Origin of the sequence: Akkermansia sp. N21169 (assembly GCF_029854675.1) — a bacterium.
Lineage (GTDB): Bacteria > Verrucomicrobiota > Verrucomicrobiia > Verrucomicrobiales > Akkermansiaceae > Akkermansia.
This window is the reverse complement of the sequence record NZ_JARWNC010000039.1, coordinates 113,300-139,202: the sequence shown is the minus strand read 5'-3', so window position 1 is coordinate 139,202 and position 25,903 is coordinate 113,300. Positions and strand designations below refer to the sequence as shown.

The 25,903-nt window shown below is 52.4% G+C and carries 20 protein-coding genes; 12 read left to right on the top strand and 8 right to left on the bottom strand.

What is annotated here, in order from left to right:
• Positions 1-219: 219 nt before the first annotated feature.
• From QET40_RS08350 to tsf, 5 genes are all read left to right on the top strand, one after another.
• Positions 220-2,028 carry an ATP-binding cassette domain-containing protein gene (locus tag QET40_RS08350; RefSeq protein ID WP_280126715.1) on the top strand — a complete coding sequence of 603 codons (1,809 nt, stop codon included), beginning with the start codon at positions 220-222 and terminating at the stop codon, positions 2,026-2,028.
• 126 nt (positions 2,029-2,154) lie between these two features.
• A complete protein-coding gene (locus QET40_RS08345) occupies positions 2,155-2,574 on the top strand; it encodes a hypothetical protein (RefSeq protein WP_280126714.1) in 420 nt (139 codons plus the stop codon).
• A 16-nt stretch (positions 2,575-2,590) separates the two neighbouring features.
• Positions 2,591-4,465, top strand: coding sequence for a hypothetical protein (locus QET40_RS08340; RefSeq protein WP_280126713.1), 1,875 nt, complete (start codon positions 2,591-2,593; stop codon positions 4,463-4,465).
• A 214-nt stretch (positions 4,466-4,679) separates the two neighbouring features.
• Positions 4,680-5,381, top strand: a complete 702-nt coding sequence (gene rpsB, locus QET40_RS08335) for a 30S ribosomal protein S2 (protein ID WP_280126712.1) — start codon at positions 4,680-4,682, stop codon at positions 5,379-5,381.
• Positions 5,382-5,408: 27 nt separating this feature from the next.
• Positions 5,409-6,287 carry a translation elongation factor Ts gene (tsf, locus tag QET40_RS08330; protein WP_280126711.1) on the top strand — a complete coding sequence of 293 codons (879 nt, stop codon included), beginning with the start codon at positions 5,409-5,411 and terminating at the stop codon, positions 6,285-6,287.
• A 96-nt stretch (positions 6,288-6,383) separates the two neighbouring features.
• On the opposite strand, the gene QET40_RS08325 is transcribed toward tsf, so the two are convergent.
• Both QET40_RS08325 and QET40_RS08320 read right to left on the bottom strand, forming a co-directional pair.
• The gene (locus QET40_RS08325) at positions 6,384-6,797 is read right to left on the bottom strand and encodes a GNAT family N-acetyltransferase (protein WP_280126710.1); all 414 of its coding nucleotides are present in this window, start codon (positions 6,795-6,797) and stop codon (positions 6,384-6,386) included.
• A 153-nt stretch (positions 6,798-6,950) separates the two neighbouring features.
• A complete protein-coding gene (locus QET40_RS08320; protein WP_280126709.1) occupies positions 6,951-8,741 on the bottom strand; it encodes an alpha-L-fucosidase in 1,791 nt (596 codons plus the stop codon).
• A 154-nt stretch (positions 8,742-8,895) separates the two neighbouring features.
• On the opposite strand from QET40_RS08320, the gene QET40_RS08315 reads away from it, so the two are divergent.
• Together QET40_RS08315 and QET40_RS08310 are read left to right on the top strand one after the other, a co-directional pair.
• A complete protein-coding gene (locus tag QET40_RS08315) occupies positions 8,896-10,170 on the top strand; it encodes a hypothetical protein (RefSeq protein ID WP_280126708.1) in 1,275 nt (424 codons plus the stop codon).
• A gap of 12 nt (positions 10,171-10,182) precedes the next feature.
• Complete coding sequence (locus QET40_RS08310) at positions 10,183-12,864, top strand: hypothetical protein (RefSeq protein ID WP_280126707.1); 2,682 nt, start codon at positions 10,183-10,185, stop codon at positions 12,862-12,864.
• A gap of 67 nt (positions 12,865-12,931) precedes the next feature.
• On the opposite strand, the gene recG is transcribed toward QET40_RS08310, so the two are convergent.
• On the bottom strand, positions 12,932-14,980 hold the full coding sequence (gene recG, locus QET40_RS08305) for an ATP-dependent DNA helicase RecG (protein WP_280126706.1): 2,049 nt from the start codon (positions 14,978-14,980) through the stop codon (positions 12,932-12,934).
• A gap of 27 nt (positions 14,981-15,007) precedes the next feature.
• Positions 15,008-15,682: an N-acetylmuramoyl-L-alanine amidase gene (locus QET40_RS08300; protein WP_280126705.1), complete on the bottom strand. Its 675-nt coding sequence runs from the start codon at positions 15,680-15,682 to the stop codon at positions 15,008-15,010.
• Positions 15,683-15,901: 219 nt separating this feature from the next.
• On the opposite strand from QET40_RS08300, the gene QET40_RS08295 reads away from it, so the two are divergent.
• Positions 15,902-19,273 (top strand): PA14 domain-containing protein, encoded by a 3,372-nt coding sequence (locus QET40_RS08295; protein ID WP_280126704.1) that lies wholly within the window; start codon positions 15,902-15,904, stop codon positions 19,271-19,273.
• 190 nt (positions 19,274-19,463) lie between these two features.
• On the opposite strand, the gene QET40_RS08290 is transcribed toward QET40_RS08295, so the two are convergent.
• The 4 genes from QET40_RS08290 to queA form a co-directional block, all read right to left on the bottom strand.
• Positions 19,464-19,871 (bottom strand): hypothetical protein, encoded by a 408-nt coding sequence (locus tag QET40_RS08290; protein ID WP_280126703.1) that lies wholly within the window; start codon positions 19,869-19,871, stop codon positions 19,464-19,466.
• Positions 19,872-19,901: 30 nt separating this feature from the next.
• Positions 19,902-20,618 (bottom strand): alpha/beta hydrolase, encoded by a 717-nt coding sequence (locus tag QET40_RS08285; RefSeq protein WP_280126702.1) that lies wholly within the window; start codon positions 20,616-20,618, stop codon positions 19,902-19,904.
• Positions 20,619-20,771: 153 nt separating this feature from the next.
• Positions 20,772-21,608, bottom strand: coding sequence for an alpha/beta hydrolase (locus QET40_RS08280; RefSeq protein ID WP_280126701.1), 837 nt, complete (start codon positions 21,606-21,608; stop codon positions 20,772-20,774).
• 13 nt (positions 21,609-21,621) lie between these two features.
• Complete coding sequence (queA, locus tag QET40_RS08275) at positions 21,622-22,599, bottom strand: tRNA preQ1(34) S-adenosylmethionine ribosyltransferase-isomerase QueA (RefSeq protein WP_280126700.1); 978 nt, start codon at positions 22,597-22,599, stop codon at positions 21,622-21,624.
• Between the two features lie 111 nt (positions 22,600-22,710).
• Here queA and floA point away from each other — a divergent pair, with 111 nt between their 5' ends.
• The 4 genes from floA (at position 22,711) to QET40_RS08255 (ending at position 25,831) form a co-directional block, all read left to right on the top strand.
• Positions 22,711-23,745, top strand: a complete 1,035-nt coding sequence (floA, locus tag QET40_RS08270; protein ID WP_280126699.1) for a flotillin-like protein FloA — start codon at positions 22,711-22,713, stop codon at positions 23,743-23,745.
• Positions 23,746-23,833: 88 nt separating this feature from the next.
• Positions 23,834-24,445, top strand: coding sequence for a hypothetical protein (locus QET40_RS08265; RefSeq protein WP_280126698.1), 612 nt, complete (start codon positions 23,834-23,836; stop codon positions 24,443-24,445).
• Positions 24,446-24,685: 240 nt separating this feature from the next.
• The gene (locus QET40_RS08260; protein ID WP_280126697.1) at positions 24,686-25,516 is read left to right on the top strand and encodes a hypothetical protein; all 831 of its coding nucleotides are present in this window, start codon (positions 24,686-24,688) and stop codon (positions 25,514-25,516) included.
• 33 nt (positions 25,517-25,549) lie between these two features.
• Entirely contained in the window at positions 25,550-25,831 is a 282-nt protein-coding gene (locus QET40_RS08255) for a hypothetical protein (RefSeq protein ID WP_280126696.1), read from the top strand.
• Positions 25,832-25,903 lie beyond the last annotated feature (72 nt).

The window sequence follows — 25,903 nt, the reverse complement described above, 5'->3', positions numbered from 1 at the left end:
CTCTTCCACGACCTTCCACGCGATGAATATCGCCTGCTTCTACGACCCGGCCTGCTCATGCCCATATCCTTACAATACAAATCCTCCCGGCTCAAGAGTGTTTATGGAAAGTTTAAAGAAATACATGCCGTCAATCTGATTCACGCAATTAGTCTCGACTTCCCCTCATTTCAGGCGTTACATTCTGCAAGCATATTGCCACCTTTTCCTTCATCGATTATGCTCAAAGCACAAGATATTTCATTTGAGGTTGATTCCCACGGAGAACCTCTGGTTCTTCTGAATAAAATCAATTTTGAAATTCCAGCCGGGCATTTTATGGCAATCGTCGGTACGTCGGGTTGTGGTAAAACGACCCTCTTAAAAACAATCGCCGGCATGAATTTGGAAACGGACGGGTCGTTTTTCTGGAAAGACCGCGACTTATCCGAAGAAGACTTCGATCCATCGGAAATCGGTTACGTTCCTCAATTCAGCATTGCCTACGACCAGCTCACCGTCGATGAAAACATCGAAAGCGCCGCACGCCTCCGCGTTAAGTTTCCCCATCTTGAAGACATGGACGAACGGATCGACACCGTTCTGGAGGAAACCGGTCTCTCTTCCATCGCAGACCGGCGCGTTAAAATCCTCTCCGGCGGACAGAAGCGGCGCCTTGCCCTGGCCATGGAGCTCGTCTCCCAACCCCAGCTCCTGCTTTGCGACGAAGTCACCTCCGGTCTGGACCCCCAGTCGGAACAGGAAATCGTCGCCCTCCTGCGCGACATTGCCCACAAACAAGGCAGAATCGTCATCTCCGTCACGCACAGCCTCGCCAACCTTAACGATTATGACTCCGTCCTCGTCCTCCACCAGGGCAATGTCGCCTACCACGGATCGCCTCGCGGACTCGCCCACTACTTCGGCGTCACAAACCCGGTGGCCGTCTACCGGAAACTAGCCGTCCAATCCGGTGAAAAATGGGGCAAATCCTGGAACAAGCACAAAGATTCCTATTACGAGAAAACGGAAAAGGAACGCATCAAAAAAGTCGCTGTCGGAGAAATTCTCATCCAGGATAACAATAGCGGGATCATCGAAGAAAACAAGACACCCACTACCCCCATCCGCGATCCAAACGATCCCGATACCGACACAAGCGAATTGTCCGATAATGAGGATGAAAATGAAGTGGATTCCCCGGGTCTCATCAGCCAGTTTCTCACCCTGCTGGGCAGACGCTGGAAAATCTTCTTCCGCGACAGAACGCAGCTGACCCTCCAGCTCGCCATGATCATCCTCTTCCCTCTCATGGTCGCTCTCTTCTCCTCCAAGGGACAGGACCCCATCAATAAATACAGCGCCCAGAGGGATCAGAACATCATCACTGAAATCCAGCAAAAAGTCGCCATCGAACAGAATCAGGTCAAAGTCGGTTCCGCCGTTTCCGGGATCATCATGTTCGAAGTCATCCTCCTCGGTCTCATGGGATCCAACAATGCCGCCCGGGAAATCGCCGGAGAACGCCCCATCATGGAGAAAGAGAAATACGCCGGAATGAAGCCCGGGGCCTATCTCCTCAGCAAACTTGCCTTCCTCGTCTGCCTCATAGCCGTCCAGTCCCTGTGGATGTTCGGATTTGTCGAATATTTCTGGGCATTCCGCGGAGACACGCTGACACACATGGTTTTCCTCCTGTTAGCCAACGCGGCCATGACGGCAACCTGCCTGGGTATCTCCGCCCTGTCCAAATCTCCCGACCAGTCCTCCCTGCTCAGCATCTATCTGGTAGGGTTCCAGCTCCCCCTGTCCGGAGCCGTCCTTGCCCTGCCGACCCAATTCGAGCAAATCATCCGTCCGTTCATCTCGGCCTATTGGGCGTGGTCCGGCAGCATCTCCAGCCTGGAACCCTACGTGTACAATGCCGTCAAAGTCGTTGTCGACACGACACTGTCCCCAGCCAATCTTTGCTACGGAGTCCTCTCCATCCATATCCTGGTCGGCATTATCGCCACCTATGTCGGCGTCAAACATTCACAATGGGACTAGCCGGACCGATCCCGGACACCCCGTTTCTTCCTATTCCAGCCAAGTGAAAATCATAGACATCAGGTAAAAATCTGCTTGGCTGGACGCCTCTATTCCTTCATTCTAGATAACTGAAATCCCCCCATCATGGCCAGACGCGCATCCAAAAAGAACAATTCTCCTTCGACCCTGATCGCCATTGCCGCCGGCATCCTGGCACTCATCGTCGCAGTCTCCCTCCTGTCGGGAGGCTCCGGTCAGGACAAAAGGAGTAACGAACTGGAATTGCCTCTCGAAGACTACCTCACTCGCGGTTCCCTCCTGCGCGACAACAAGTATGCCATCCAAGGAAAAGTGGAAGAGCGATTCCCTGGGGATTCGGGAGAAATGATTTCCCTCCTCGTCAAACGCGGAAACATGGAAAAAAGAATTCCCATCATCGTCCCTCAAGATAAAAAAACGATCAACATCGAGCGCGAACAGGAATACCGCTTCACAGTACGCGTTTCCAACATTCAAGACAATAAGGGGGTCTTGGTCGTCGAATCCATGAGCCCCTGCAAATAACCTCCCCGCTGCAGCCATGAAACAACTTCTTCTTCCCGCTCTGGTTCTTGGTCTTTACCTCACCCACCTGTCGCCAGCGCAAGTTTATACTCCGCCTCCTGCCCAGGCGCCTACTCCCGCCAAACAAGGAGCGGCCTCACAACAACAGCCCCCGGCTTCCGGACAGCAGCAACAGGGACAATCCGGAGATAATCCTCTGCTGGGCAATGAACTCCCCTTTGTCAACCCGCAGGATGAAACCGTCACTTTAAATGGACAAACCATCCCCCTCGGAGACAACCGCATCCTTGGAGCGCGCTTTGAAAAATACCTCAATGAACCGGAGGATTCATCGGAAGAAGCCAAGGAATACTACGCGACCATCGATGAAATACTGAAACTTCTGAATCCGAAAAACACGGATCCTATGACACTCAGTAAAACCGTAGGCCTGCTGGCTCGCGCCGCCAACTATCCCGGAGATGCCAAAATCAGCGATACCCTCGCCCAAGTCATTTTCACGTCGGTACTGTCCAGAAAAGGCCGCGAGGCCAAGAGAGCTACTATCGCAGCCATGGAAAAGGAAAGCGACCAACTCGCCAACCGCCTGAGCAGGCTTGGCGATGCCGACCCGATTGAACGCAACAAGCAAGATATCAAAATCCGAGTTGCCAGCGCCGCCTTCAACAGATCAGACCCCAAATTCGTACATCTGCAAGCCCGCCAAGCGGAGCTTGCGGCCCTTCGCAAGCGCTTTGAAGGAGAAGCCTCTATCTCTCTGTTGGAAGCCAAGGTTCTCTACCAGGCCGCACTCGTCCAGCTCTTCTACCAAAGACGCTTCCAGCACGTCATCATCGGCACGCGCGTCTACAACCGCATCTTCACCGATGGAGACAGCAAGCTCCGTATCGAAAAAGGATCTGCCGCATCCAAAATCTTCGGCGAAAACTTCGGCATGCCACCCACCATCGCCACACTGGACGCCTTGGCCAACGAAGCCGTCAGAGATGTCGAACGCCACATGAAAGCCATTGATTACCAAGTCGAGCAAAAAGAGCTCGTCGGTGCAGGCAAGAGACTTTCAGAGGCGTTCCTTCTGGGGGAATTCATGCCACCCATCGCCACCTTCCCCCGCGAGAAAAAACGCCAGATACACAAAGTCCTCCGCTCCGACTACAAACTGTACAGTGCCATGGCTGCCAAGGATTATGAAGAAGCAGACAACCTTGTGAAGGAAATCAGCGCCGAAGCTTCCGACTTTGACGCCTCCAAAGCCCGCTCCATCATCGCCGGCTACACCCGAGCCAGCGACCTCCACCTCTTCAAAGCCAAACAGGCCCTCGTCAAACAAGACCAGGAAACAATGGATGAAGAAGTCAAGCAAGCCATGGAAATCTGGCCACGCAATCCCAAGCTCAACGACTTGGAAAAAGTCATGGTCGCCACCAGCGACGTCGTCGTCGCCAAGCAGGACTTCGAGCGTCACCTGGCCGAACGAAACTACCGGCAGATCTTCCGGGAACAATACCGTTTCGCCCCTGTCGTCCAAGGGGATGAAAAACTCGAAGACGCCTTCAAGCAAATCATCACCAATATCACAAGAATCGAAACCGCTATCGCCAAAGCAGACGAATTCACCAAGATGGGACAAGAAAACGCTGCATGGGAAGAACTCAAAACCATGCGCGACCTCCCCACATTCTCCCAAGATCCCGAACTCGGTAAAAAAATCGAAGATCTCATGCCCAAAGTCAGCGACCTCACCTCCGCCCTCGACAAGGCTCGGAGGCTGGAAGACATGAACGAAACCGGTTCCGCCCTCGCCTGGTACCTCCAGGCTCGTTCCATCTATCCCAACTCCAAATTCGCCAAAGAAGGCATTGACCGCCTCCTCGCCAAAGTGCTGCAATAGCCCCGGATGACAAAAACCAGCCGGGTAAAGATATTTTTCTTCATGCTCAATCTCCGGCGTGAGATTTACGCTTTGACAAAGAAACAAACAGGACGTATACTTCTCTTCCCCATTCCATATCGCCGCATCATAACAACGGAGACCGGGGAAACAACGCGGCGGGATCTCCAACAAACATAGCGTCTCCCTGCTTAAGGAAGAACAACATACACATATGATTAATGATCTGATCAACCAGATGGTAGAAGCCGGCGTTCACTACGGACACCAAACCCGCAAGTGGCACCCCAGCATGAAGAAGTACCTCCTGAAGGACAAAGCTGGCATCCACCTGATCAACCTCGAAGAAACTGAAAAGTGCCTCGACAAGGCCGCCGCTTTCCTCGCCGACCTCGCCGGACGCAACCGCAAGATTCTCTTCGTCGGCTGCAAGCGCCAGGCTCAGGAAGCCGTCCGCGAAGCTGCTGAAGCTACCGGACAATACTACGTCAACTACCGCTGGTTGGGCGGCATGCTCACCAACATGACCACCATCCGCAAGAGCATCGAACGCCTCGCCTACCTTGAAACCATTGAGAAGGCTCCGGAATACAAGAGCATGTCCAAGAAGGAACTTGCCGCTCTCGACCGCGAACGCCAGAAGCTCGAACGCAACCTTCAGGGTATCCGTAACATGGGAGGCAAGCCCGATGCCATGGTTGCCGTCGGAGCCGATCATGAAGACATCGCCATCCGCGAAGCACATCGTCTGAATATCCCCGTCGTCGCCATGGTTGACACCAATGCCGACCCGAACGGAATCGACTTCCCGATCCCCGCCAACGACGACGCCGTCCGCTCCATCCGCCTCATCCTCCAGAGCCTCGTCAAGACCATTAACGAAGCCAAAGGAGTCAAGGCCGAAGCACAAGCTTAATTCAACCGGAACAACACCTCTACATTTATGGCAGAAATCACTGCAGCTCTCGTCAAACAACTCCGCGATAAAACAAACGCGGGCATGATGGATTGCAAAAAAGCTCTGGCGGAAACAAACGGCGACCTCGAAGAAGCCGTTCTCTACCTCCGTGAAAAAGGCATCGCCAAAGCAGCCGCCAAGGCTGACCGCGCCGCCAATCAAGGCATCATCGCCGCTCGCATCAGCGCTTGCGGATGTGACGGCATCCTCGTCGAAGTCAACTGCGAAACCGACTTCGTCGCCAAGAACGAAAACTTCCAGAACTTCGTCAACACGGTTGCCGACACCCTGCTCGCCTCCGATGCCAAGGATCTGGATTCCGCTCTCAAAGTGACGATCAACGGCAGCACGATGGAAGACTTCATCAAAGCTAAAGTCATCGAAATCGGAGAAAACATGATGCTCCGCAAGTTCTCCCGCCTCAGCGTGGCGGAAGGCGCCAACGGAGCCATCACCTCCTACATCCACATGGGAGGCAAAGTAGGCGTGCTCCTGAGCATCGCTACGGGCAAAGCCGAAACAGTCAAGGAAGCAACCTTCCAGACTCTCATCAAGGATATTACCCTTCACATTGCCGCCGCAGCCCCGCGCAGCCTTTCTTCCGCCGATCTGGATCCTTCCTTCATCGAAGAAGAACAGGAAATCGCCAAGAAACAGCTCATCGAAGAAGGCAAGCCGGAACACCTGCTTGAAAAAATCCTTCCCGGTAAACTTAAGGCTCTTTACGCCCAGTCCTGCCTCCTCAATCAAGGATTCGTCAAGGATCCCAACGTCACCATCGAAAATCTGGTCAAAGATACGGCCAAATCCTTGGGCGACACGATTGAAGTCGTTGCCTTCTCCCGCTTCCAGCTGGGTATCTAAAAGGTAACATACCTACCTTCATAATTCAAAAGGGTTGTTCCGCACTCGCAGGAACAACCCTTTTTTGTCAACAAACATCGGCAAAAGAAAAACAGTTTATTGGCGATTGCCGAAATTACACAACTGCATGGCGACACCATCCGCCATGACCTGGAAACCGTGCCTTTCATAGAAAGCGGCATTCCGGCTTTCTTCCGGCATAATCTCAATGTAAAGGTAGTCCTTGTACTTCTCTTTGACCATTTCAATCAGCCTGCCGGCAATACCCTGTCCCTGGTAATCCGGACGAACCAAAACATAGTGCATGTACGCCACCATTTCGCTGTCATCCAGAAGCCGTACCAAACCCACCAACTGATTCCCATCCCATGCCGTCACAACAGTGGATGAGTTCATCAAAGCCTTGTACAAACGGGATGGGTATTGCCCGGAAACCCACCCCACGGATAAGAAGAGTTCCTGGATATCCGCCTGAATAAATGTCTTTTCTTCTGTGTAGGAAATGGCCATTGGAATAATATGTTATTTTACACCACTACGGTGAAATTGGAACCCTTCCTCTTGTTCAGAAATTTGTCAATAAGTCATAAGAGCAAAACGTTGAGAATAAAAGGTCGTTTTTCGAGAACATTCAAAAATATCCTGTTCAAGCAAGAAGGAGTCTTACTTGACGGGAGTCAGCGTAATTTCACGGATGTTGGCAACACCGGGAGCGGGTTTGCCGTCGGCTTTAAGGCTCAAAGTAGATTTCCCTGCCGGAAGAGTAACGATACCGGGAGACACCGATTTGAAATTTTGCCACGTCCCCGAGCCTTCAACCTTCCAGACGAGGGAGGAGTTCCCCGGCGTTACAGTTATCTTCACCGGCAGTCCTGCTGACTTGTCTTCACAAGCATAGGTGATGTCTACCTTGTATTTCCCTGCTTTACCGGCACTCAACTTCCAGGAAAGAACTGCATCCGGATCCGTCCAAAAACCGACATGAGTCTTGCCGCCCGCCGTTTCAAGCTGCTGACCGGCTCCCAGAACTGCCATATCCGGTTCCAAAACAAAACCGTCTTTACCCCCCATCACAGCATCAATGACATGTCCCCGTCCCACGAGTTTGACGACCGTAGCGGAAGGAACGGGAGTTACTCCCGAGAGATCAAGCTCCACCCCTGTCGCGGAACTCTTGACAGGAACCTTTTTACCATCCGCCAAGGCGGAAGCCGATAATGTCCCCTCGGCACTGAAAGGCAGGTTCAACTTCCCGTTTGCAGGGATTTCGTACACGATTAAATACAAGATATCTCCCTTCTGTGTCACCACTCCCCAAGGGAACGAGCGCTTGAAAGGATTAGCCGTTGTATCGTAAATGGCTTCTCCGTTCATCTTCATCCAGTCACCAATAGCCTTGAACGATCTGATTGTCTCGTCCGGCAACGAACCATCGGCACGCGGCCCGATGTTCAAGAGGAAATTGCCTCCCTTGCTGACCGTATCGGCCAAGCCCCGGATCAGCGTATCATTCGATTTCCAATTGTGGTTATGTTCAGCATAACCCCAGGTACCGTTGAGCGTCATGCACACTTCCCAATCGCCTTCAATTCCTTGCGGCGGGATATGCTGTTCAGGAGTCGTGAAATCTCCTTTTTCGCTCGTTGTCACCACCAGTGGCCCATTGGTGTTATGGGAGGCATACAGACGGTTATTGCAAATAATACCCGGTTGTTTTTCATGAACCTTCCGGAGCAATTCGGTCGCACGCCAAGCCTTGTCGCCGTCAAACTGGTTGGAACTGAAGTCCCACCACATGATGTCAATCTTGCCGTAATTGGAAAGCAATTCATCGACCTGACCATGAAGGAAGTCCTGGTACTTGGAATGATCGGGATTCGCATGAACCGGCAATTTTTTGTTATTCTCGGGGTAGGGAAGCCCCTGGGCCTGGCGCCAGTCGTAATCCGGATGGTGCCAGTCAATCACGGAGTGGTAGAAGCCGGCCTTGAGCCCATCGGCCTTGCAGGCATCCACGTATTCCCGGACGATATCGAAATCTGCCACTTTTTTACTATTGAAGTCCGTTAACTTGGAGTCGAACAGAGCAAAACCTTCATGGTGCTTGCTGGTCAGGACGACATACTTGCAACCGGCCTGCCGGGCAAGATCTACCCACTGCTTCACGCAACCCTTTTGAGGCTTAAAAAGAGGTTCCGTCAACTTGGCATACCGATCGCTATCCGTTCCGGAATACGACTGAATCCATTCGGCTCCTCCTCCATATTTTTTACCGTCGAGCTGGCCCGCCAAACCGGAATAAAGCCCATAATGAATAAACATGCCAAATTTGGCATTGCGCCACCACTGCATGCGGGCATCCCTCTGCTCCTTGGTTTCGGCGGCATCGCTGCGGGCAACACCTACGCAGATGCAACCCAGAGCTAAAATTGAAACGATACGGGTGAATTTCATACGGAATGATCTTATTCCAGCATTCCTGTATGTCAACATAGGCCTCCCGCTTCTGCTCTTTTCTCCGAAACAAACATTATTTCCGTTCTCTTTTTACAATATCTCCGGGCTTGATTCTTGACCGTTCATTCCATTTACCACACAATCCGGAATTGTGAAAATCTTCGGTTCCATTCTGGTTCTTCTCTGCACGGTTCCCTTCATGACAATCACCGGGAGAGCAAATGCACAATCCCCTGCTTCTTTCCTTACGAAGAAACAGCAGCCTCAGATCGAGCCATTCGTCGATGGAACGGGAGAATTGTTCGATACGGGTTCCCGGTTCATCAATGCGGACCGCATCCTGGGACCGGAGGAAATCCCCATCATCTCGCGCCAGGCCATCCCGTTCCACGTCATGCCTCGGGAATGGGGCAGCTACGCCCTGGATACCCCCTTGCCTCTGCGACGCTTCCTGCGTCCCGGTCATATCGTCCCTAGCCTCCTGCCGGAAGAAGGCAACTGGGACGAAGTCCTGCCCGATATCATCGAAGCTCCGGAAAACAGACCGATTCCCACTGTCGTCGCCAGAGACGACACATGGACCTACCTCGACACGCCGCACTTCCGTATCGCCTACGATACAAAATCCATCACCAACACCAGGGCTATCGAAAACACCTTCTTCGACATGGAAACGGCCTACATTCTCGGACGAATCTTTCCCCTCCACTTCCCGGGAGCTCAAAACAACCTCTGCCCGGAAAAATACACATTCTACATCTACGGCAACCAAGAAGAATTCGAAAAGAAAACCGGAGCCAAGGTCCCCGGCATCAATATCAACGGCATCTGCTACATCAACGGGGAACTCTTCGGTCTGTCCTCTACCAAATCCTCGTCCCATTCCAACAACCGGCACAGCGGACTGTACTCCGTCTGCGTCCATGAATGGATCCACACGATAGAACCTGCCTCCATACTGACCAATACCCCGTTCACGGAAGGATTCGCCATGTACCTGGATCAATTGGGCATCCTGGAGACGGGCAATATAGATCTGACCAATTTCACGGAAAAAATGATCCAAAAAATAGCCTCTGCTGCCAAAGCCGCCAAATCCCATGGAGAACAAAGCGAACTCGAAAGCCCCTACCGCTTCCCCGAAGGATTCCAGAAAATCATGACGGCCCCGGAAGCTATCTATAATAACGATGAAAAATGCATCTGCCTGAACCGCACGCGGGCCTTGCTCATCACCGCATATTTCATGCACATGGATAGAAACCGCGACGGGAAAAACCTCAAGGACTTCCTCCGCATGCGCCAGGAAGGAGTTCCCAAGGAAACATGTATCGAACGCCTCAAAGACGGACGCTCCTGGGAACAACTCTTTACTGATTTCTCGGCTGCCTGGCAAAAATACAACGCCGACGTTTCAACCCTGTAACCATCCATTGCCATGAAAAAAATACTCTTCATCCCTCTACTCCTGGCAACATGGTTCCTCCCGGTCTCCGAAGCCCAAATGACATTGGAGGACTACCTTAAAACACTCCCGGAACTGGATGCCGACACCCTGAAAGCCAACCAGGCCCAATTCGAAGGCAAACGCACGGTAGAAATTTCATACAAATACACGCAGGCACTCAAGACGCCGGAGCCCGGACAGCCCGGCAACCTGTCCCCTGCAAAATATCTCAAGAGCGTCACCATCCCCGGAGGAGGCCCCAAAGGTTATGCCTGGGAACAATTCATCCGCGATCCGCAGGGTAAGCCCCTCCTCATCGCATACACGGACAATGCAGGTCATCTGATGCGCGGTCCCTACGTCTGGGCCGCATGCCTGTGTTCCTATTCTCCGGAAGGTCAATTGACAGCCATTACGTATCTCGACACCGCCAAACACCCAATGATGGTCAGTGACGGTTATGAACCGATCAGGATCATCTTTGGATGGTCGACCGATTCACAATCCCCCGTCTGCATCACAACAGCCACTCAAGGTTACGCCACTTTGCAATTTACATACGACCATTTGAAAAGAATCAGCAGCATCTCTTTCCTTGATAAAGACGGCAATAAGACAGGCAACTCTCTCGGCTATGCCGAAGAACGAATTGCCTACGGAGAACCGGGGGGATGTATCGCCCGCAGAGAGTACTTCGACAAAGATGGCAACCCCGTCCGGACTGTATTCGGCTACCATGCCGTTATCTATAACTACCTGCTTCCGCCGGGAGTCAACGAACTCAATAACCATCTTGCCGAAGGATCCGGACCGCAAGAACGGTTCAAAAAAGAATTGGGAGGCATCAACGAAAGTTCCCGCCAAGCCTCCTCCCGTGTCAGTCTGCCCGCACTCGCCACCGCTTCACTCCTCACCCGCATCCACTACCTCGACGAACATAAAAACCCGACTAAACACATCCTCGGTCACAGCTTCATTAAATTCGAATATGATGCTGCCGGAGAACCTCTCAAAACGATCTGGCTGGACGCCCAGGAAAACCCCGTCGAAAATGCCTGGGGGTTCGCCGCCATTCGGTACGACCGGACCCGTTATCTGACCCAAACAACCTGCCTGGATAAATCCGACAACCCGGTCCTCTGCACAGGCGGGTTTGCCACTCAGTCCATCGAATACGACATCGACGGTCAATTGAAAGAAACAGCATTCTTCGGCAAGGATGGCAAGGAACTGGCGATGGGGCCCGGAGGCTGGGCCAGACAGACCTTCACCTACAAGCTTGTCCAGGGAAAGAAAGCCCTGGCATCCATCGCCTATTTTGACAACAACGATACCAAAATCATCATCCCCAACGGGTACCATATCCAGCGCATGGAATATGACGGAGGTGGCAGACTCGTCCGCCAAACGTTCGAAGGAGCCAACAACAACCTCCTGTTCGGTCCGGAGGGTTATGCATCCGCCAAGTACACCTACATCAAATCGGGAAATGAAGACCGCCTTCTGTCCATCGAGTATTTTGACCCGGAAAACTCCCCCTGCTACAATAGGGATGGAATTTCCAAAATTTACTATGAATATGACAAAAACGGGAAATGCAGCAAGCATGTCTTCTGCGACACGGATGGCTCCATCGGCTCCACTCCATGGAGTTATGCCTCCATGGAACTGAAATTCAACAGAGAAGGCAGGGAAACCAAAAGGGATTACCTGAATGGATCAGGACTCCCGTGTTATGGCCCGGAACAGGCCGCATCGATTCTCCGAACATACGACAGTAAAAACCGCCTCACCGGAACCGAATACAGAACCGCCTCCGGCGGCGAAGCCCTCACCCCCGGAAGATATACCAAAGTCACTCGCAAATACGGTAAAAACGGTCTGGATTTCTCCGTCGAGTATGAGGGGGGTACCATCAACCCCTCCAACCTCAATTCCGAAGGTTACTACAAACGCAGCATCGCCTGGAGGAACGAAAAGAACAACGCCGATTACATCGAACAATTCACGGATGCCCAGGACAACCCGGTCATGGTACGCAACCTTTACGCCACACGAAATGTCAAACTATCCCCTGACGGCAGCTCCGGCAGCGAAACCTTTCTGGATGCGGCAGGCAAAGAAGTACCCGGCAATCGTTATATTTATCCCGGCGTTACTCCGCATCTCAACCGCATGGCCTTCATCGAGGAAACCTCCCGTCGCCTGTTCCTGAAATTACCCGGCAAACGGATGGAAGATTTTTCTCCATTCGGCCTTCTCAAAAGCGGAGCCCATTATGGAGAAGAAATATCCTCTACCAATTTGATTGAAATTGCCTATCCCATCCTGCTCGACAGAATCCCCCTGGGCATGGTAGAGGGCACCCCAGACAAAAAATACAATGAACGGGGCCAACTGAGCCGGATCGATCATCCCTATCCAACCGATTGGAACTTTACCCGTGAAGAATTCGTATACGATTCGTCCGGCAACCTGATCAAGCGCATCCTCTCCTCACCCGACAACAATAAGCGTAAAGCCATCAAGTCCGACAAACCGGTCGAGGATGCCGAAAGCGCCATCCAAAAAGCCGGAGAACGCGGCAAGGCATCCGACCCCGGACGCGCCGGACAAAAGGGCAAGGAGGATTCTCCTTTCGGCTCCGTCATTCCAGATGGGCCTCCAATCTGACGAGTCTTCCCGAAACCCTCACGGGAAGGATCACCAATGATCATCGCAGGCAGCTCCATTCACGATCTCAGATATTGAGACAATACTGCCTCAACGCCTTGTACTTGGCTGAGGTTAGATCGGGGTCTTCCTCCAGGATCATGTCCGCCAGTTCCTTTCCCCTGCGAATAAGCCGGGGATCCGTCAACCATTCCGTGAACATGATGGAACTCAGGCCGCTCTGTTCCGTTCCCAGGACGTCCCCGGGGCCGCGCAAGCGCAAATCTTCCTCGGCCAATTCAAATCCGTTCAATGTCGTCTCCAGAATATGGAGTTTTTCCCATTGTTCGTCATCCTCGGCCACATCGGAGATCAGGATACAGTAGGAATGGTGTCCTCCCCGGCCGATACGCCCCCGCAACTGGTGAAGCTGGGAAAGACCGAACGATTCCGCATCATTGATAATCATGACCGTTGCATTCGGAACATCCACTCCGACCTCGACCACTGTCGTCGATACGAGGACGCTTATCTTGTTTTCCAAAAAGTCGCGCATGATAACATCCTTCTCCTCCGAAGCCATGCGCCCGTGAAGCAGACCGATATCGACATGCGGCAAGCGCTTTTTCCAGACCTCCAGTTCCTTCAGGGCAGAGGTACTTTTACGCACGGAACTTTCTTCAATCAGGGGAGAGACAATGTACACCTGGCGGCCTTCGTCGATTTGGGAGCGGACGAATTCCACAATCTTTTTCATTTGTTTCGGTGTGCGGAGAGCGGTCACAATCTTCCCGCGCCCGGCGGGAAGTTCATCGATCACGGACACATCCAAATCCCCGTACACTGTCAGTGTCAACGTACGGGGGATCGGAGTCGCCGTCATGACAAGTACGTCCGGATTGCCGGCGCTTTCCACCAGGCGTTCGCGCTGGAGTACGCCAAACTTGTGCTGTTCGTCAATGACGACCAAACCGGGCGAACCGGGAGAATTCCGTGCATACAACAGCGCATGAGTACCGACGACAATGGAAGGCTCTCCATCGAAGGCCACATGGGAATCCTCCCTCCTGTCGCTCGTTCTCAACGATGTGGATACTCCCAGCGGATCCAGCAGGGTTCGGAATTTGCGATAATGCTGCTCTGCGAGGATCTGCGTCGGAGCCATGAGAACGGCGGAATGTCCCGATTCCACGGCCATCAGCATAGCGCCCAGAGCTACAAGTGTTTTCCCGGAACCAACATCACCTTGAAGCAGGCGGTTCATCCGGCGGGAAGACTTCATATCCCCGTAAATCTCGCGGAGGCACCGCTTCTGGCTGAGTGTCATTTCAAAAGGAAGAGCCTCCATCAAGTCGCGCATCAATTGCGTTCCCGTAGCCGTTATCTTCCCGGGAACCACAAGATTCCGGCGGCGCCGGCAACCGACTTTCAACTGCTGAATCAGGCATTCTTCCAAAGCAAAGCGGCGGCGAGCCCGCAGAACATCCTCGATGGACTCCGGAAAGTGCAGATCCAAAAGGGATTTTTTACGAGGCTCTTTTTCCGAGAATTCATAAATTCCGTCTTCGGCTCCCGGCACCATCCCCTGAAACACCTTCCAGATGATTTCACGGAATCTCCGAGTATTCAATCCGGACAAATTCCCGTAGACCGGTACCAGCCTATCCATGTGGATGGAACTTCCCGATTGCACTTCTTCAAACTCGGGATGCACCATACAGAGCTGCTTGCCGTATTGCTTCGGCTTGCCGTACATCACCAATTCCTGACCGGCGCACACCATCTTGGCAATCCCGGGAAAATGAAACCACCGACAGCTGATGACGGAACCGCCCAGGCTGTTCAGATCCTCGACAACAGCCTCAAAGTACCCCCCCTTCCCCCGGAAGCCCTTCCACTTCGTATCCACAACTTTAACGCGCAGACAAACGGCCCTGTGCTCCCCCAGGGAATCGAACCCGTCGAAACGACGCCGATCTTCATAACGCCGGGGAAGACGGAACAACAAATCATGTACCGTCGAAATGCCCAACGCGTCCAAGGCCTTCCTCTCACGGGCCATTCCCCGTAAAAAAGCAAGTTCATCCAGCCGGGACAGCAACTTCCAACCGCCATTCAACATGTCTGGCTCCGGCATGTTCACTTCCCTGTACCAAATATTGAATCAGGATACATGCTGCTTCCCGCCATTCAGACAACGGTAGTAATAATCCACGCGGGAAATAAACCAGCTCCATTTATAGCCGGGACGTTTCTCATCCAGCAGAGGTCCTGGGCATGCTTTGCCACTCCAGTAGTAGTGCGGGACAACATTGCGGAGAGGAATATTGTACTGGGTCATCAGGCTCGCCGTCAATTTGGCAGCACGGTCATAAGTCTTGGCCTTGCTGTGAGAACGTACCTCGCACATCTCAATGGCGATGGAATACCTGTCTCCCGGCCCGCCCTTGTCCGCATGGTGCCCCCTCCGGTTCAATGGCAAATGCTGGACGGCATGGTACTGGTCCACAGTAAAATGCCAGCAAAGACTGCCCGATTTCCCCTTATTCAAATATTTGGCATGACTACAGGCATCTCCCGAAGGATTGGCCGTACTGTGAATCGTAATAAAGCGGGGGCTCAACGAACCGGAATAATATCTGCGAGCCCTCGTAGAAGTCGGCATGTAGTCCCTGTCTATCCGCACTTCCCTGTTGATCTGGGAGACCGTACGAGGAACCAAAGGAATATCCTGAGGTCGGAAACTGACAAGCGGAGGACGCCGCGACGATGAGCCCGGACTACAGGAAGCAGCCAGCAATGGCAGAACAACCAGGCAAATTTGCAGAAAACGCCTCATATCCATACATCGACCCTTAGCAACTTGCCCTGCAAGCATCAAGCATTTTCCCGCGAAATCCCATGTTTTAGACGGGATTTTTACAGCATCCCTTCCTTTTGGCGGCATCAGCGTTGCAGTGGAATCCTCAATCTTAATGAATTTTTCATTTGCGAAGCTTCGTATATCAAGCGTAAAACTGCTCTGCTCGGCAAACCTTTCCCCCATCTCCCTCATTCCATGAAAAAAATATTCTTCCTCATCCTTGGCCTTTGCATGTCTATCCCGGCGTCTGCCTCCTGGTATCAGGATCACGTCGAAGACGGGGCCGACATCATCATGGTTGATTTGTTATACCCCTACTGGCCGGAATCCACCTATTTTGCCTGCTGGAATCTCAATATGTATCCCAAGGGAGGGTATTTCTACGCCGGCGTCGCCGCCAACGTCGGAGACAACACCAATCTGGAAACCTACCGTCCCAGTACCGTCTGGTCCTTCTGGCCGGACAAAGCCTACGAAAACCGCCAGGTACGCAACACCTACATGAATCCCGTCGTCTATGCCCGCCAGTACGTCGGAGAAGGAGCCTCCGGAAGTGCCGGAGGACGCGATGTCCCATGGATCAAGACCAAGCAGTGGTACACGATGTTCATCCGCACATGGGGAGCCAATGAACAAAACAAGGAAGCCTATGTGGGCTCCTGGATGAAGGACCAGACCAACAATGAATGGCACCATCTCGCAACCTTCCGCATCCCCTATGCCGCCACCGGATTCAGAGGAAACGGAGGATTCCTGGAGGACTTCGGACACGCCGGCCGCAAGCACCGCGAACTGTGGCACGGCAAAGGCTTCTATCGCCTCAATGGAGAATGGAAGAAACTGGACACCGTCTCCGTCGACGTTCACAAGGACGACGGAATGAAGTACCAGGCCTGGACGGTCAACTTCAAGGATGATAACACCGTCCTCACCATGTCCTATACGGAAAACCGCAAATTCCCCTATAATCTCGAACAGGGCCGCAAACATGATTTCCAGTTGAAACAACCCGCAGCACCGGTTCCCGACCCCATTCTCGCCAAAGCGGAGTCCCGTACGGCAGACGGCCAGCTCATTGTCGATTGGACGCTGGAAGCTCAATCCTCCCCTCAGCTCGGCTATAAAATCGATGTATACGACAACCCGGAGTTCCGGGGAAAACCACTGGCATCCGTTCAGGAACAGCTCCCTCAAGTCCGTACCAAATCCATCCCCTTGACTGCGGGAGGAAAAGGCTATGCCCGCCTAACCATCACGGACATCTTTGACCAGACCAAAACCATCGACCTGCCACAGCCCGGCACCGGGAAAACCATCCAGTCCGTCTCAGCCAACAAGCAAGTAACCGACGGACTGGAATACAAATACGTAGAAAGCCCGGACGGCTGGGATTCTCTCCAAGCCATCGACTTCTCCCAACCATTGCGTTCCGGTGTGTCCCGGGGATTCGATACGGCCCTGAGAGGTAATCGCGATGGTAAATTCGCCTTCACCTACGAAGGCTTTCTCAATGTCCCTGAAACGGGGGCCTACACCTTTGTCCTGAAATCCTGCGACGGTAGCCGCCTGGAACTGGGTGGTCAAAATGTCATCGACAACGACGGTATCCACAGTGCTTCGGAAAAGCGCACTTCCGTCTTCCTGCAGAGGGGACTCGTTCCCATCAAACTCACCTACTTCAAAAAGAACAACGATCCCGAATTCGCCATTGCCTGGCTGGGATGGGAATACGACAACAAACCTTTGGAAGAAATCCCTCTCAAAAACCTCGTCCGGGAAAAGCGTTCCGACATCCCCGACGCCAAACTGGAAATCTCCGGCAACGCCCAGGAAAAGATACTCAAGACATCTATCTCCAGCGGCAAGGTCAACAAAATTGAATACTTCAACGGCAACAAGCTCGTCTCCTCCACGGACAAGCCTCCATTCCTGGCATCCATGACCCTTTTTGACGGCAACAACGATCTTTGGGCCCGTGTCTACTACAACGGTTCCCATACGGTCGACACTCCTCACGTCAACCTGAAATCCTCCAGCGTTCTGGATCCATCATGGTCAGTCAAGACATTCGGAGAAACCGGCCTTCCCCACGCAGTCAACGGCAAAAACGGAATCTTCCAGTTTGTAGGCGAGGGAGAATACCTGGTCAACCGATCCGTCAAAGGGGACTTTGTCCTGACCGGACGAATCATCTCATCCAGTGACAAATCGCTCGATACCGGCAATGACTGCTGGGTCGGCATCATGGCTAAAAAGGACAATGGGGGCAATGACTACGACAAGGAAATAGCCATCTTCCGCACCGTAGGAGACGGAGTGCGTTGCAGCGCCGATTTCAGCGACTACGGCACGAGCCGCAAGTCGTCCTTCCGTCTTGACGATAAGCATACCTGGCTTCGGATCACACGCCGGGGCAACGAATTTTCCTGCTTCTCATCCGCTGACGGCAAAACGTGGGAAATGGCCATGCAGCGCATCATCCCCATGCCGGAAACAATCCTGGCGGGTATCACCTTCCGCACCATCCCCGGCAAGGGCAAAGGCGTCTTTACGGCTACCATGGGCGACATCACTCTGAAGCAAGGGAAGATGCAAGAACCCAAAATGGTTCTTCCCTCAGCTTCCGGTTCCATTATCGGCTACTCCATCCTGAAGCCCGATCTTGCCGTCCTCCGTACCCGCCGGGGAGCCGAACTGCTGCAAAAGAATGGTGACACCTATACCCGGCATTCCATACGCCTGCCTCAGGGGACCTCCTTCGTTCGTTCTATTGCCCTGGCCGGCGACAACTTGATCATGGCAGCGGCCTCCAGTCAAGGAGGAGGCCTCTTCCGCAGTACCGACATGGGCAAAACATGGCAGAAAGTCTGCTCTGAATTCAAAGTCAATCCTTCCATTCCTTCGGCTATCGCCGGAGAAATCATCTCCGTCCATCCGAAAAACGCCCAGGAAATCATGGCCGGTTCCGACCGAGCCGGGGTCTTTTTCTCATCCGATGGAGGGGTTACCTGGGAAAACCGTGGCTTGAAGGGCGAAGCCATTTCCAATGTAGCCTATCACCCCGATATCCCGGAACGGGTCGGCCTCCTGACTGCGGATCCTGGGACCAATCGCGGCAAAGCTTTCATGTCCCGCAACAATGGCAAAAAATGGGACTCTCTCATCGAAGTCCCCGGTACAGGTTTCCTGAAACTGCTCTACGACACGCGTTCCGATGCTCTGCTCTACCTGTTCTCCACAAACGGGCTTTACACGACATTCAACATGGCACATACCATCAACCGCGTCCTGCAGGTACTGCCCTCCAACCAGCCCACCCTGGCTGCAGACCGCCGACGCGACGATGTCACGCTCCTGCTCGCTGTACCTTTAGACGGCAACGGCGTTTACTGGAGCAACCAAAATGCCATGCGTTGGAAAAAACAAGCGGACCAGCAGAACTGGGGCCGGGCCTTTGAATTGAAGATTGACAAGGACAACTTCTCACACATTACCCTTTATGCCGAAAAAGGTATCCACGAATCCACGGATGAGGGTAAAACATGGAAAAGAGTCTTTCCTCAATAATAGATCACTATCCCCATCATCTCCCGGCAACTTCAAGCAGGCACTCGCAACCGAATGCCTGCTTTATTTTTCACATCGGATCACCGGAATGTTGGAAAAATCCGGTTTCATTCCATCGTCCCGGCTCAAACAACCACAGGAAAACCGATGCCCCGGGAACATACAACATCGCCAGCCGGCAGCTAGCATTTTACGCTTCTCCGGATTCCCGGGCATCCTTCAGCCTGTTGCAGTAGGCTTCCTCCTGCATCCACGCAACGCCCACCGTAACAAGGCAGGTAATCATCCAAAGGGCCAATGCCATAATCCAAGGGAATTTGATGGTCACAAACAAACTTGTCGGCCCATCCGCCCCACTCAGTATCAATTGACTGATCGCCCCATCTTCAGCCACCAGACTCTTCTGGCATGCTTCCAGAAATTGGACGTACAAATGCACTGTCCCCATAATCATAACCGTAGCTAAAGTCCCGGCAATAACTCCGGTACGCCGCCAGCGGGATCCCATTACGAGGCCTATTGCTCCCGTTACCCCTGCAGCAAAGAAGAGGTAGCAAACCAATATGACAAAAATCAAAAGAACAGTTCCTGGAACCATATCTTTATCGTAATACTGTTTATTCTTTAATCAAGTTCTTTTCGTGGCCGACTTCTCACAACATTCTTGACGGAGAATTTTCGAAAATCGCGGATTCCCCAACAGTCCCATATGGGACATCCCGGGCAACTCCCGGTAATTCGTCAGATTGGGAAAAAGACGGGCCAAATTTCTCGCATGATGTACGGGGATCACCCGGTCTTCTTCTGCCGCATAAATCGCCACGGGACATGTGATGCCGGGAGCCAGTTCGTCGGAACGAAACGGAGAATCCAAAAGCCAAGACACCGGGAGCCAGGGAATCATCTCCTTTGCTACCGACTCCAAACTGTCAAACGGGACCAAAAGTACCATCTTGCTCACAGGACGCTGTGAAGCAACCTGGACGGCAACCCCCGATCCAATGCTCTGCCCCAGAAGAACAACATCGTCCCATGATTTTCCCCTCCCGGATACGGCAAGGTCAAGCAAGACCACGGCATCATCCACGACGTTCTTTTGTGAAGGAGAACCCGTACTTCTTCCGAATCCACGGTAATTGACTGCCAGGAAAGAACACCCCCAAGTCACCAGTTCCTCCGTTCTGTACAGAACATCCTCGGCATTGCCTCCATAATATACGATCAAGGGAGTTCCTGGCACCTCTCTCGACCAACCTTCCAGAGTTTCTCCATTGACGGAAAAAGTATGGTAATAAGGATGCGATATTTTTTCCATGAATACAGGACGTTCGTCCGGATTAATCATGGATTGTCCGGGAAAAACAAACTTGTTGGTGCAATGACTCAATACCAAAAACAACATGGCCGCGACAACAAGCAGTCCGAATCGGAAACAATATTTTTTCCTGAAAACCATGATGGTTCTATATATTTTCCCTTTTGAACGAAAGTCAAGTTCCTATCCCTTTCCGTCATCCAGACAAAAATTCCGGAAAGCCCGTTCAAAACCATACGCGTCTTCCAGCTCCATGTGATGAACGCCGTCAAATTCGCGGTAACAGATAAGCTGAGGGAAAAGAGAAGCAATACGCCGAGCATGATGCACAGGTATCACCTCATCTTCCAGTGCGGCGAAAACAGCAACGGGACAAGTGATGGCAGGAGCCAGCAAGTCAGACCTGAACGGAGATCTCAATATCCACGAAACGGGATACACGGGCAATTTTTCCTTGGCAACGGCTTCCAGACTGTCAAACGGAACCTGCAGAACCAGCTTGCCAGGAGGACGCTTGGAAGCAACGGCAACCGCTACCCCCGATCCGATACTTTGCCCGACAAGGACAACCTCGCCGGAAGGAATGTCCATTTCCCCACAAACCTGATCAATCAGAACAATGGCATCATCAATAAGAGCCTGTTCCGAAGGCGAACCCGAACTGTTGCCGAATCCCCGGTAATTGACAGTCAGAAAGGAACATCCCATCCCGTCGAGAAATGGAACATGCCAGGCGACATCTTCTCCGTTGCCTCCTAGAAAAACAATGAGAGGAGTCCCGGGAACATGTTTAACCCATCCCTCCAGCGTTTCCCCGTTCACATGGAACGTACGGGAACATGGCTCCAGATATTTTTCCAAAAAACTATGCCGAAGGGATGGAAACACCATCCATTGACCGGGAAAAACGACATATCCCTGAAATAGAATCAAAATGACAAACAACAAGAAATAGATGCGAACCAGAGCCAGCCCCGTTTTCTTCAATCTGGAACACCATTTCCGTTGATCCCATTTCACATTCGTCCTCTTTCTAGAGAATTAACATGCAATCCCCATAGGAATAAAAACGGTAACGTTCCCGGATGGCCTCTTCATAGGCACGCAACACGAGTTCTCGCCCGGCAAATGCACTCACCAACATAATCAGCGTACTCTGGGGCAAGTGGAAATTGGTAATCAGGGCATCGACCACCTTGTACTCGTACGAGGGGTAAATGAAAATGTTGGTAGAACCTTCCGTCCCCTTCAAAGGAAGCCCCTGAGTATTAGCCAAGTGTTCCAGCACACGGACGGATGTCGTCCCGACGGCAATCACGCGTTTGGCAGCGGATACGGCATCGGCGGTTTCCTGCGGCATGACAAAATGCTCCGTGTGCATCTCGTGCTCCTCAATACGATCCACCTTTACCGGGCGAAACGTTCCAACGCCGACATGGAGAGTCACGAAACTATGAGGTATGGAAGCCAGCAACTCCGGCGTAAAATGAAGACCCGCTGTCGGAGCAGCAATGGCACCGTTATGAGCTGCATACACCGTCTGATAACGTTCCTTGTCCTCGGGGTCGCTCTCGCGGTTCATGTAATGAGGCAGAGCCAGACGTCCGTATTGTTCCTCATCCACTTCGGCATCAAACCGGATGATGCGGTAACCCTCTGCGTCAATATCCTCCACTGTACCCATAGCCTCGCCGATCTGCACCGTCTTGCCGATTTTCATCTTGCGCCCCGGGCGCACCATGCACTTCCATAGCGTCGGAGACAAAGCGCCTGCCCGCACCAGCTCAATAGAGCCGTCATTCGAGAAAAACCGGGCTGGGACCACACGCGTGTCGTTCAGAATAAAGTGATCCCCTTCCTGTACATAATCCGGGAGATCGGAAAAATGTCGGTGCTCAATTACCCCACTATCACGATGGATCACCATCATGCGGGATGAGGCACGATCCGGCAGAGGACGGTCGGCAATGAGTTCTTCGGGAAGGTTGTAATCAAAATCAGTCGTAAGCACAGCACATGGGATTGCCCTTTCGAGCCAGAAGGTCAAGTAGAGAAAAAATGATGTCCAAAAAATTATCGTTTCTTCTTTGCCAACAATCCGCCGTCATGTTACAAAACGAGCATGCCATTAGCAGAAATTCCTGGAGCATTGTTCGCCATCGTTATCCTGGTCGTTATCGTCTTCGTCCTGATCACGGGCGCCATTATTGCCAAATTTTTTAAGACATGGCTGCGGGCACGCCTAGCCAAAGCTCCCGTCTCCATGACCAACATGCTGGGTATGTGGCTCAGGAAAGTGCCCTATCCCCTCGTTGTCGATTCCCGGATTACTGCCGGCAAGGCAGGGCTGCCCATCTCCACCGACCAGTTGGAAGCCCATTACCTGGCCGGCGGCGACATCATTAATTGCGTACTCGCCCTCATCGCCGCTGAAAAAGCCGGCATTCCCCTCACCTTTGACCGGGCATGCGCGATCGACCTCGCCGTCAAAGGAACGGAAAAAACTGTTCTTGAAGCCGTCCGCACCTCCATCAACCCCCGCGTCATCGACTGTCCGAACCCCGCTTCCGGTCAAACCCGCCTGACGGCTGTCGCACGCGACGGTATCGCCGTAGCCGTTCGCGCCCGAGTTACCGTCCGCACCAACCTTGACCTCTTCGTCGGCGGCGCCACGGAAGAAACCGTTGTCGCCCGTGTCGGAGAAGGCATCGTCTCTGCCGTCGGCTCCGCATCCTCCTACAAGGACGTCCTCGAAAAACCGGAAAACATCTCTCAGAAAGTCATGGATAAAGGCGTTGACGCCTCCACGGCTTTCGAAGTCATCTCCATCGACATCGCCGATGTAGACGTCGCCGGAAACGTCGGTGCCCGCCTTCAGGCGGAACAGGCCGAAGCCGACAAGCAAATTGCCCAGGCCAAAGCCGAAGTACGGCGCGCTGCCGCCGTCGCCACCGAGCAGGAAATGTCGGCCCGTACCCAGGAAATGCGGGCCAAAGTCGTCGAGGCGGAAGCTGAAATCCCCATGGCCATGGCAGAAGCCTTCCGCAATGGCAACCTCGGCGTCCTCGACTATGCCCGTTACCAGAACGTCATTGCCGATACGAAAATGAGGGATGCCATCGCCGCTCCCTCATCGCCTTCAACCAACGTCAAATAACCCCCTCATTCCGGGGACGGAAGTACTGGACATTAAGGTACTAACCGTCCCCGTATATTTTCACGCAGCCCAGTCGGATACTTCCATCATGCCAGCCTTCATCCCATGCCTTGCCGATGTCGACATCTGGGGAGCCATCAGTTCTCTCCTTGTTTTGGGCGGCGTTATGCTAATCAGCTGGTTGATAGACTATTTGAAGGAAAAACTCTTCCGACCCAATCCTTCCAAGCAGCACGAAACGGCTGAAGAACGGAAAATCAGGAAAGTCATCGAAAACGCCCGTACCCATGGAAAAATCCCGCCGGGAAGAACAGCCGCCAGTATCCCCCAAGCTTCCCACCATCAGCCGAACAATAACCGGGTACAACATTCCCACCCCATCCCAGTTACCCGGCAGGAATCTACAAACCGCACCGTTTCTTCCCCTTCCCCGGTTGCCGCTGCCACCAGTGAAGAACAGGCAGCCGCCTCCATCCAATCCCTCTCCAATGCGGAACAGGAAGCTCTCGCGAGTCTCCAAAACAAACATGCTACCACCCCGGCGGCAAAACATCAGACGATCCACCACGCCAGCCAACCCGCTGTCACATCAGCCACGGATCTACGGCACGACCTGAACAACATCCAGGCACTCCGCACCGCCATCCTCTACCGGGAAATACTCGACAAACCTGTCGCCCTGCGCGACACCTCCCGATAAAGCTCCTCTCATGACATCCCGCAGTTTCGCTGTTAACAGGTAGCACTCACTAGCAGACAATCAATCTGTTTCCTCTGCTCCATCTGCTCTGGCATTCTGTCCTGATGGCTGTTCTCGGAAAAATTGAGGGAATCATCTACCTTTCTCAATTTATATTGACATTGTATATACACAGTGATTTATATATTGGATTGAAGATAACCCCACTTCTTCATTCAGTCCCTTTCGCCAAATTCTGCTATGAAAACCTACAATTTACTGCACAAATCACTCTTGCAGAACATCGTACAAGCCTCCTGTCTTTCTCTCCTGGTTCTTCTTACCTTACCATCAAGTCTCGCTGACTCGACAACCGACCAACCTCCCTCCGATATCCATGTCGGCCTCAAAAGCTTCCAAATACACTATGGCAGCAAAGATCCTGCTAAAAAAATGGATCTGAATTTACTCTTCGAATCATCCCAGTACGACATTGTTTCCTCACAATGGAATCCGGACACCAGTTCGCCCTTCTACAGAAAGTTGCAATGTTCCGATTCGACAGGAGCCCGATGGTCACTGTACAGCATGGGGAGCTGGAAAGGGAAATGCTGTGCAACCGAACCTTTCACCTATCTGGAAAACCTTGTTAGTGGAAAACTGGCCTCTCCTAACGCCAAGTGGCTCCGTATTGAGGGCTCCATGGATGTGCAAATAGCCAAACGTAGCAAGATCAGAGAAACACAAGCCATAACCGTAGATGTCGACTCTCATTCATCAGCCAATTTAGAGCACTTCACTATCTCCCCTCAACTCATTCCATCCCATCCTAAAGGAGAAATAAATCGCATTGAGCTCAACATCAAAGGAGAGCACAAAGAACTTATCCGTAGAATCATCATTTCATCGGAGACCGGCGAGCAACTTCTCTCTATCCTGTGCTCCAAATTATTTTTGAGTAACAGGGAGGCCATTGAGATTGATGCCAAACATCAGAGAATACAAATCCTATTCGAACTTTGGGATCAAATCGAAACAGTCTCCGTTCCTATCGACATCAAATTCAACCTCGGCCAGGAATCCCACTCCTGAACATACTGCAAGGGCTTCATCAACTTCACCGTCATGAACAGCAATACAAAGTTTCTCCTTTCACTCCTCATCGGCAGCCTGCTCGCCCCCATCACCCCGGCACAGGAAAAAACCACGGAAGAAACCATCCAGGCATCCGTCCAGGAACTGGAGATCGTTTTGATACCCACCATTGATCAAGAAGGGAAAAAAATTAACGAGGACCATCGGTTCTCAATCCAATTCCTCTTCACCTCCCAGCAATACCAGCACATGAAGCTGGCTCTGGATCAGAGTATCAAACTGACACGCCTGGACTCCAATAACAAAACCTGAACCATTACAGGAAACACCCCAAAAGTGTATAGCAACCTCCAAAATCCTACCCTCCAATTATTCTCAGCACAA

Excerpts from the sequence above, each read along its gene's own strand:
- QET40_RS08350 (WP_280126715.1), top strand. The coding sequence starts at position 220 with ATGCTCAAAGCACAAGATATTTCATTTGAGGTTGATTCCCACGGAGAA.
- QET40_RS08345 (WP_280126714.1), top strand. The coding sequence starts at position 2,155 with ATGGCCAGACGCGCATCCAAAAAGAACAATTCTCCTTCGACCCTGATC.
- QET40_RS08340 (WP_280126713.1), top strand. The coding sequence starts at position 2,591 with ATGAAACAACTTCTTCTTCCCGCTCTGGTTCTTGGTCTTTACCTCACC.
- rpsB (WP_280126712.1), top strand. The coding sequence starts at position 4,680 with ATGATTAATGATCTGATCAACCAGATGGTAGAAGCCGGCGTTCACTAC.
- tsf (WP_280126711.1), top strand. The coding sequence starts at position 5,409 with ATGGCAGAAATCACTGCAGCTCTCGTCAAACAACTCCGCGATAAAACA.
- QET40_RS08325 (WP_280126710.1), bottom strand. The coding sequence starts at position 6,797 with ATGGCCATTTCCTACACAGAAGAAAAGACATTTATTCAGGCGGATATC.
- QET40_RS08320 (WP_280126709.1), bottom strand. The coding sequence starts at position 8,741 with ATGAAATTCACCCGTATCGTTTCAATTTTAGCTCTGGGTTGCATCTGC.
- QET40_RS08310 (WP_280126707.1), top strand. The coding sequence starts at position 10,183 with ATGAAAAAAATACTCTTCATCCCTCTACTCCTGGCAACATGGTTCCTC.
- recG (WP_280126706.1), bottom strand. The coding sequence starts at position 14,980 with ATGCCGGAGCCAGACATGTTGAATGGCGGTTGGAAGTTGCTGTCCCGG.
- QET40_RS08300 (WP_280126705.1), bottom strand. The coding sequence starts at position 15,682 with ATGAGGCGTTTTCTGCAAATTTGCCTGGTTGTTCTGCCATTGCTGGCT.
- QET40_RS08295 (WP_280126704.1), top strand. The coding sequence starts at position 15,902 with ATGAAAAAAATATTCTTCCTCATCCTTGGCCTTTGCATGTCTATCCCG.
- QET40_RS08290 (WP_280126703.1), bottom strand. The coding sequence starts at position 19,871 with ATGGTTCCAGGAACTGTTCTTTTGATTTTTGTCATATTGGTTTGCTAC.
- QET40_RS08285 (WP_280126702.1), bottom strand. The coding sequence starts at position 20,618 with ATGATTAATCCGGACGAACGTCCTGTATTCATGGAAAAAATATCGCAT.
- floA (WP_280126699.1), top strand. The coding sequence starts at position 22,711 with ATGCCATTAGCAGAAATTCCTGGAGCATTGTTCGCCATCGTTATCCTG.
- QET40_RS08265 (WP_280126698.1), top strand. The coding sequence starts at position 23,834 with ATGCCAGCCTTCATCCCATGCCTTGCCGATGTCGACATCTGGGGAGCC.
- QET40_RS08260 (WP_280126697.1), top strand. The coding sequence starts at position 24,686 with ATGAAAACCTACAATTTACTGCACAAATCACTCTTGCAGAACATCGTA.
- QET40_RS08255 (WP_280126696.1), top strand. The coding sequence starts at position 25,550 with ATGAACAGCAATACAAAGTTTCTCCTTTCACTCCTCATCGGCAGCCTG.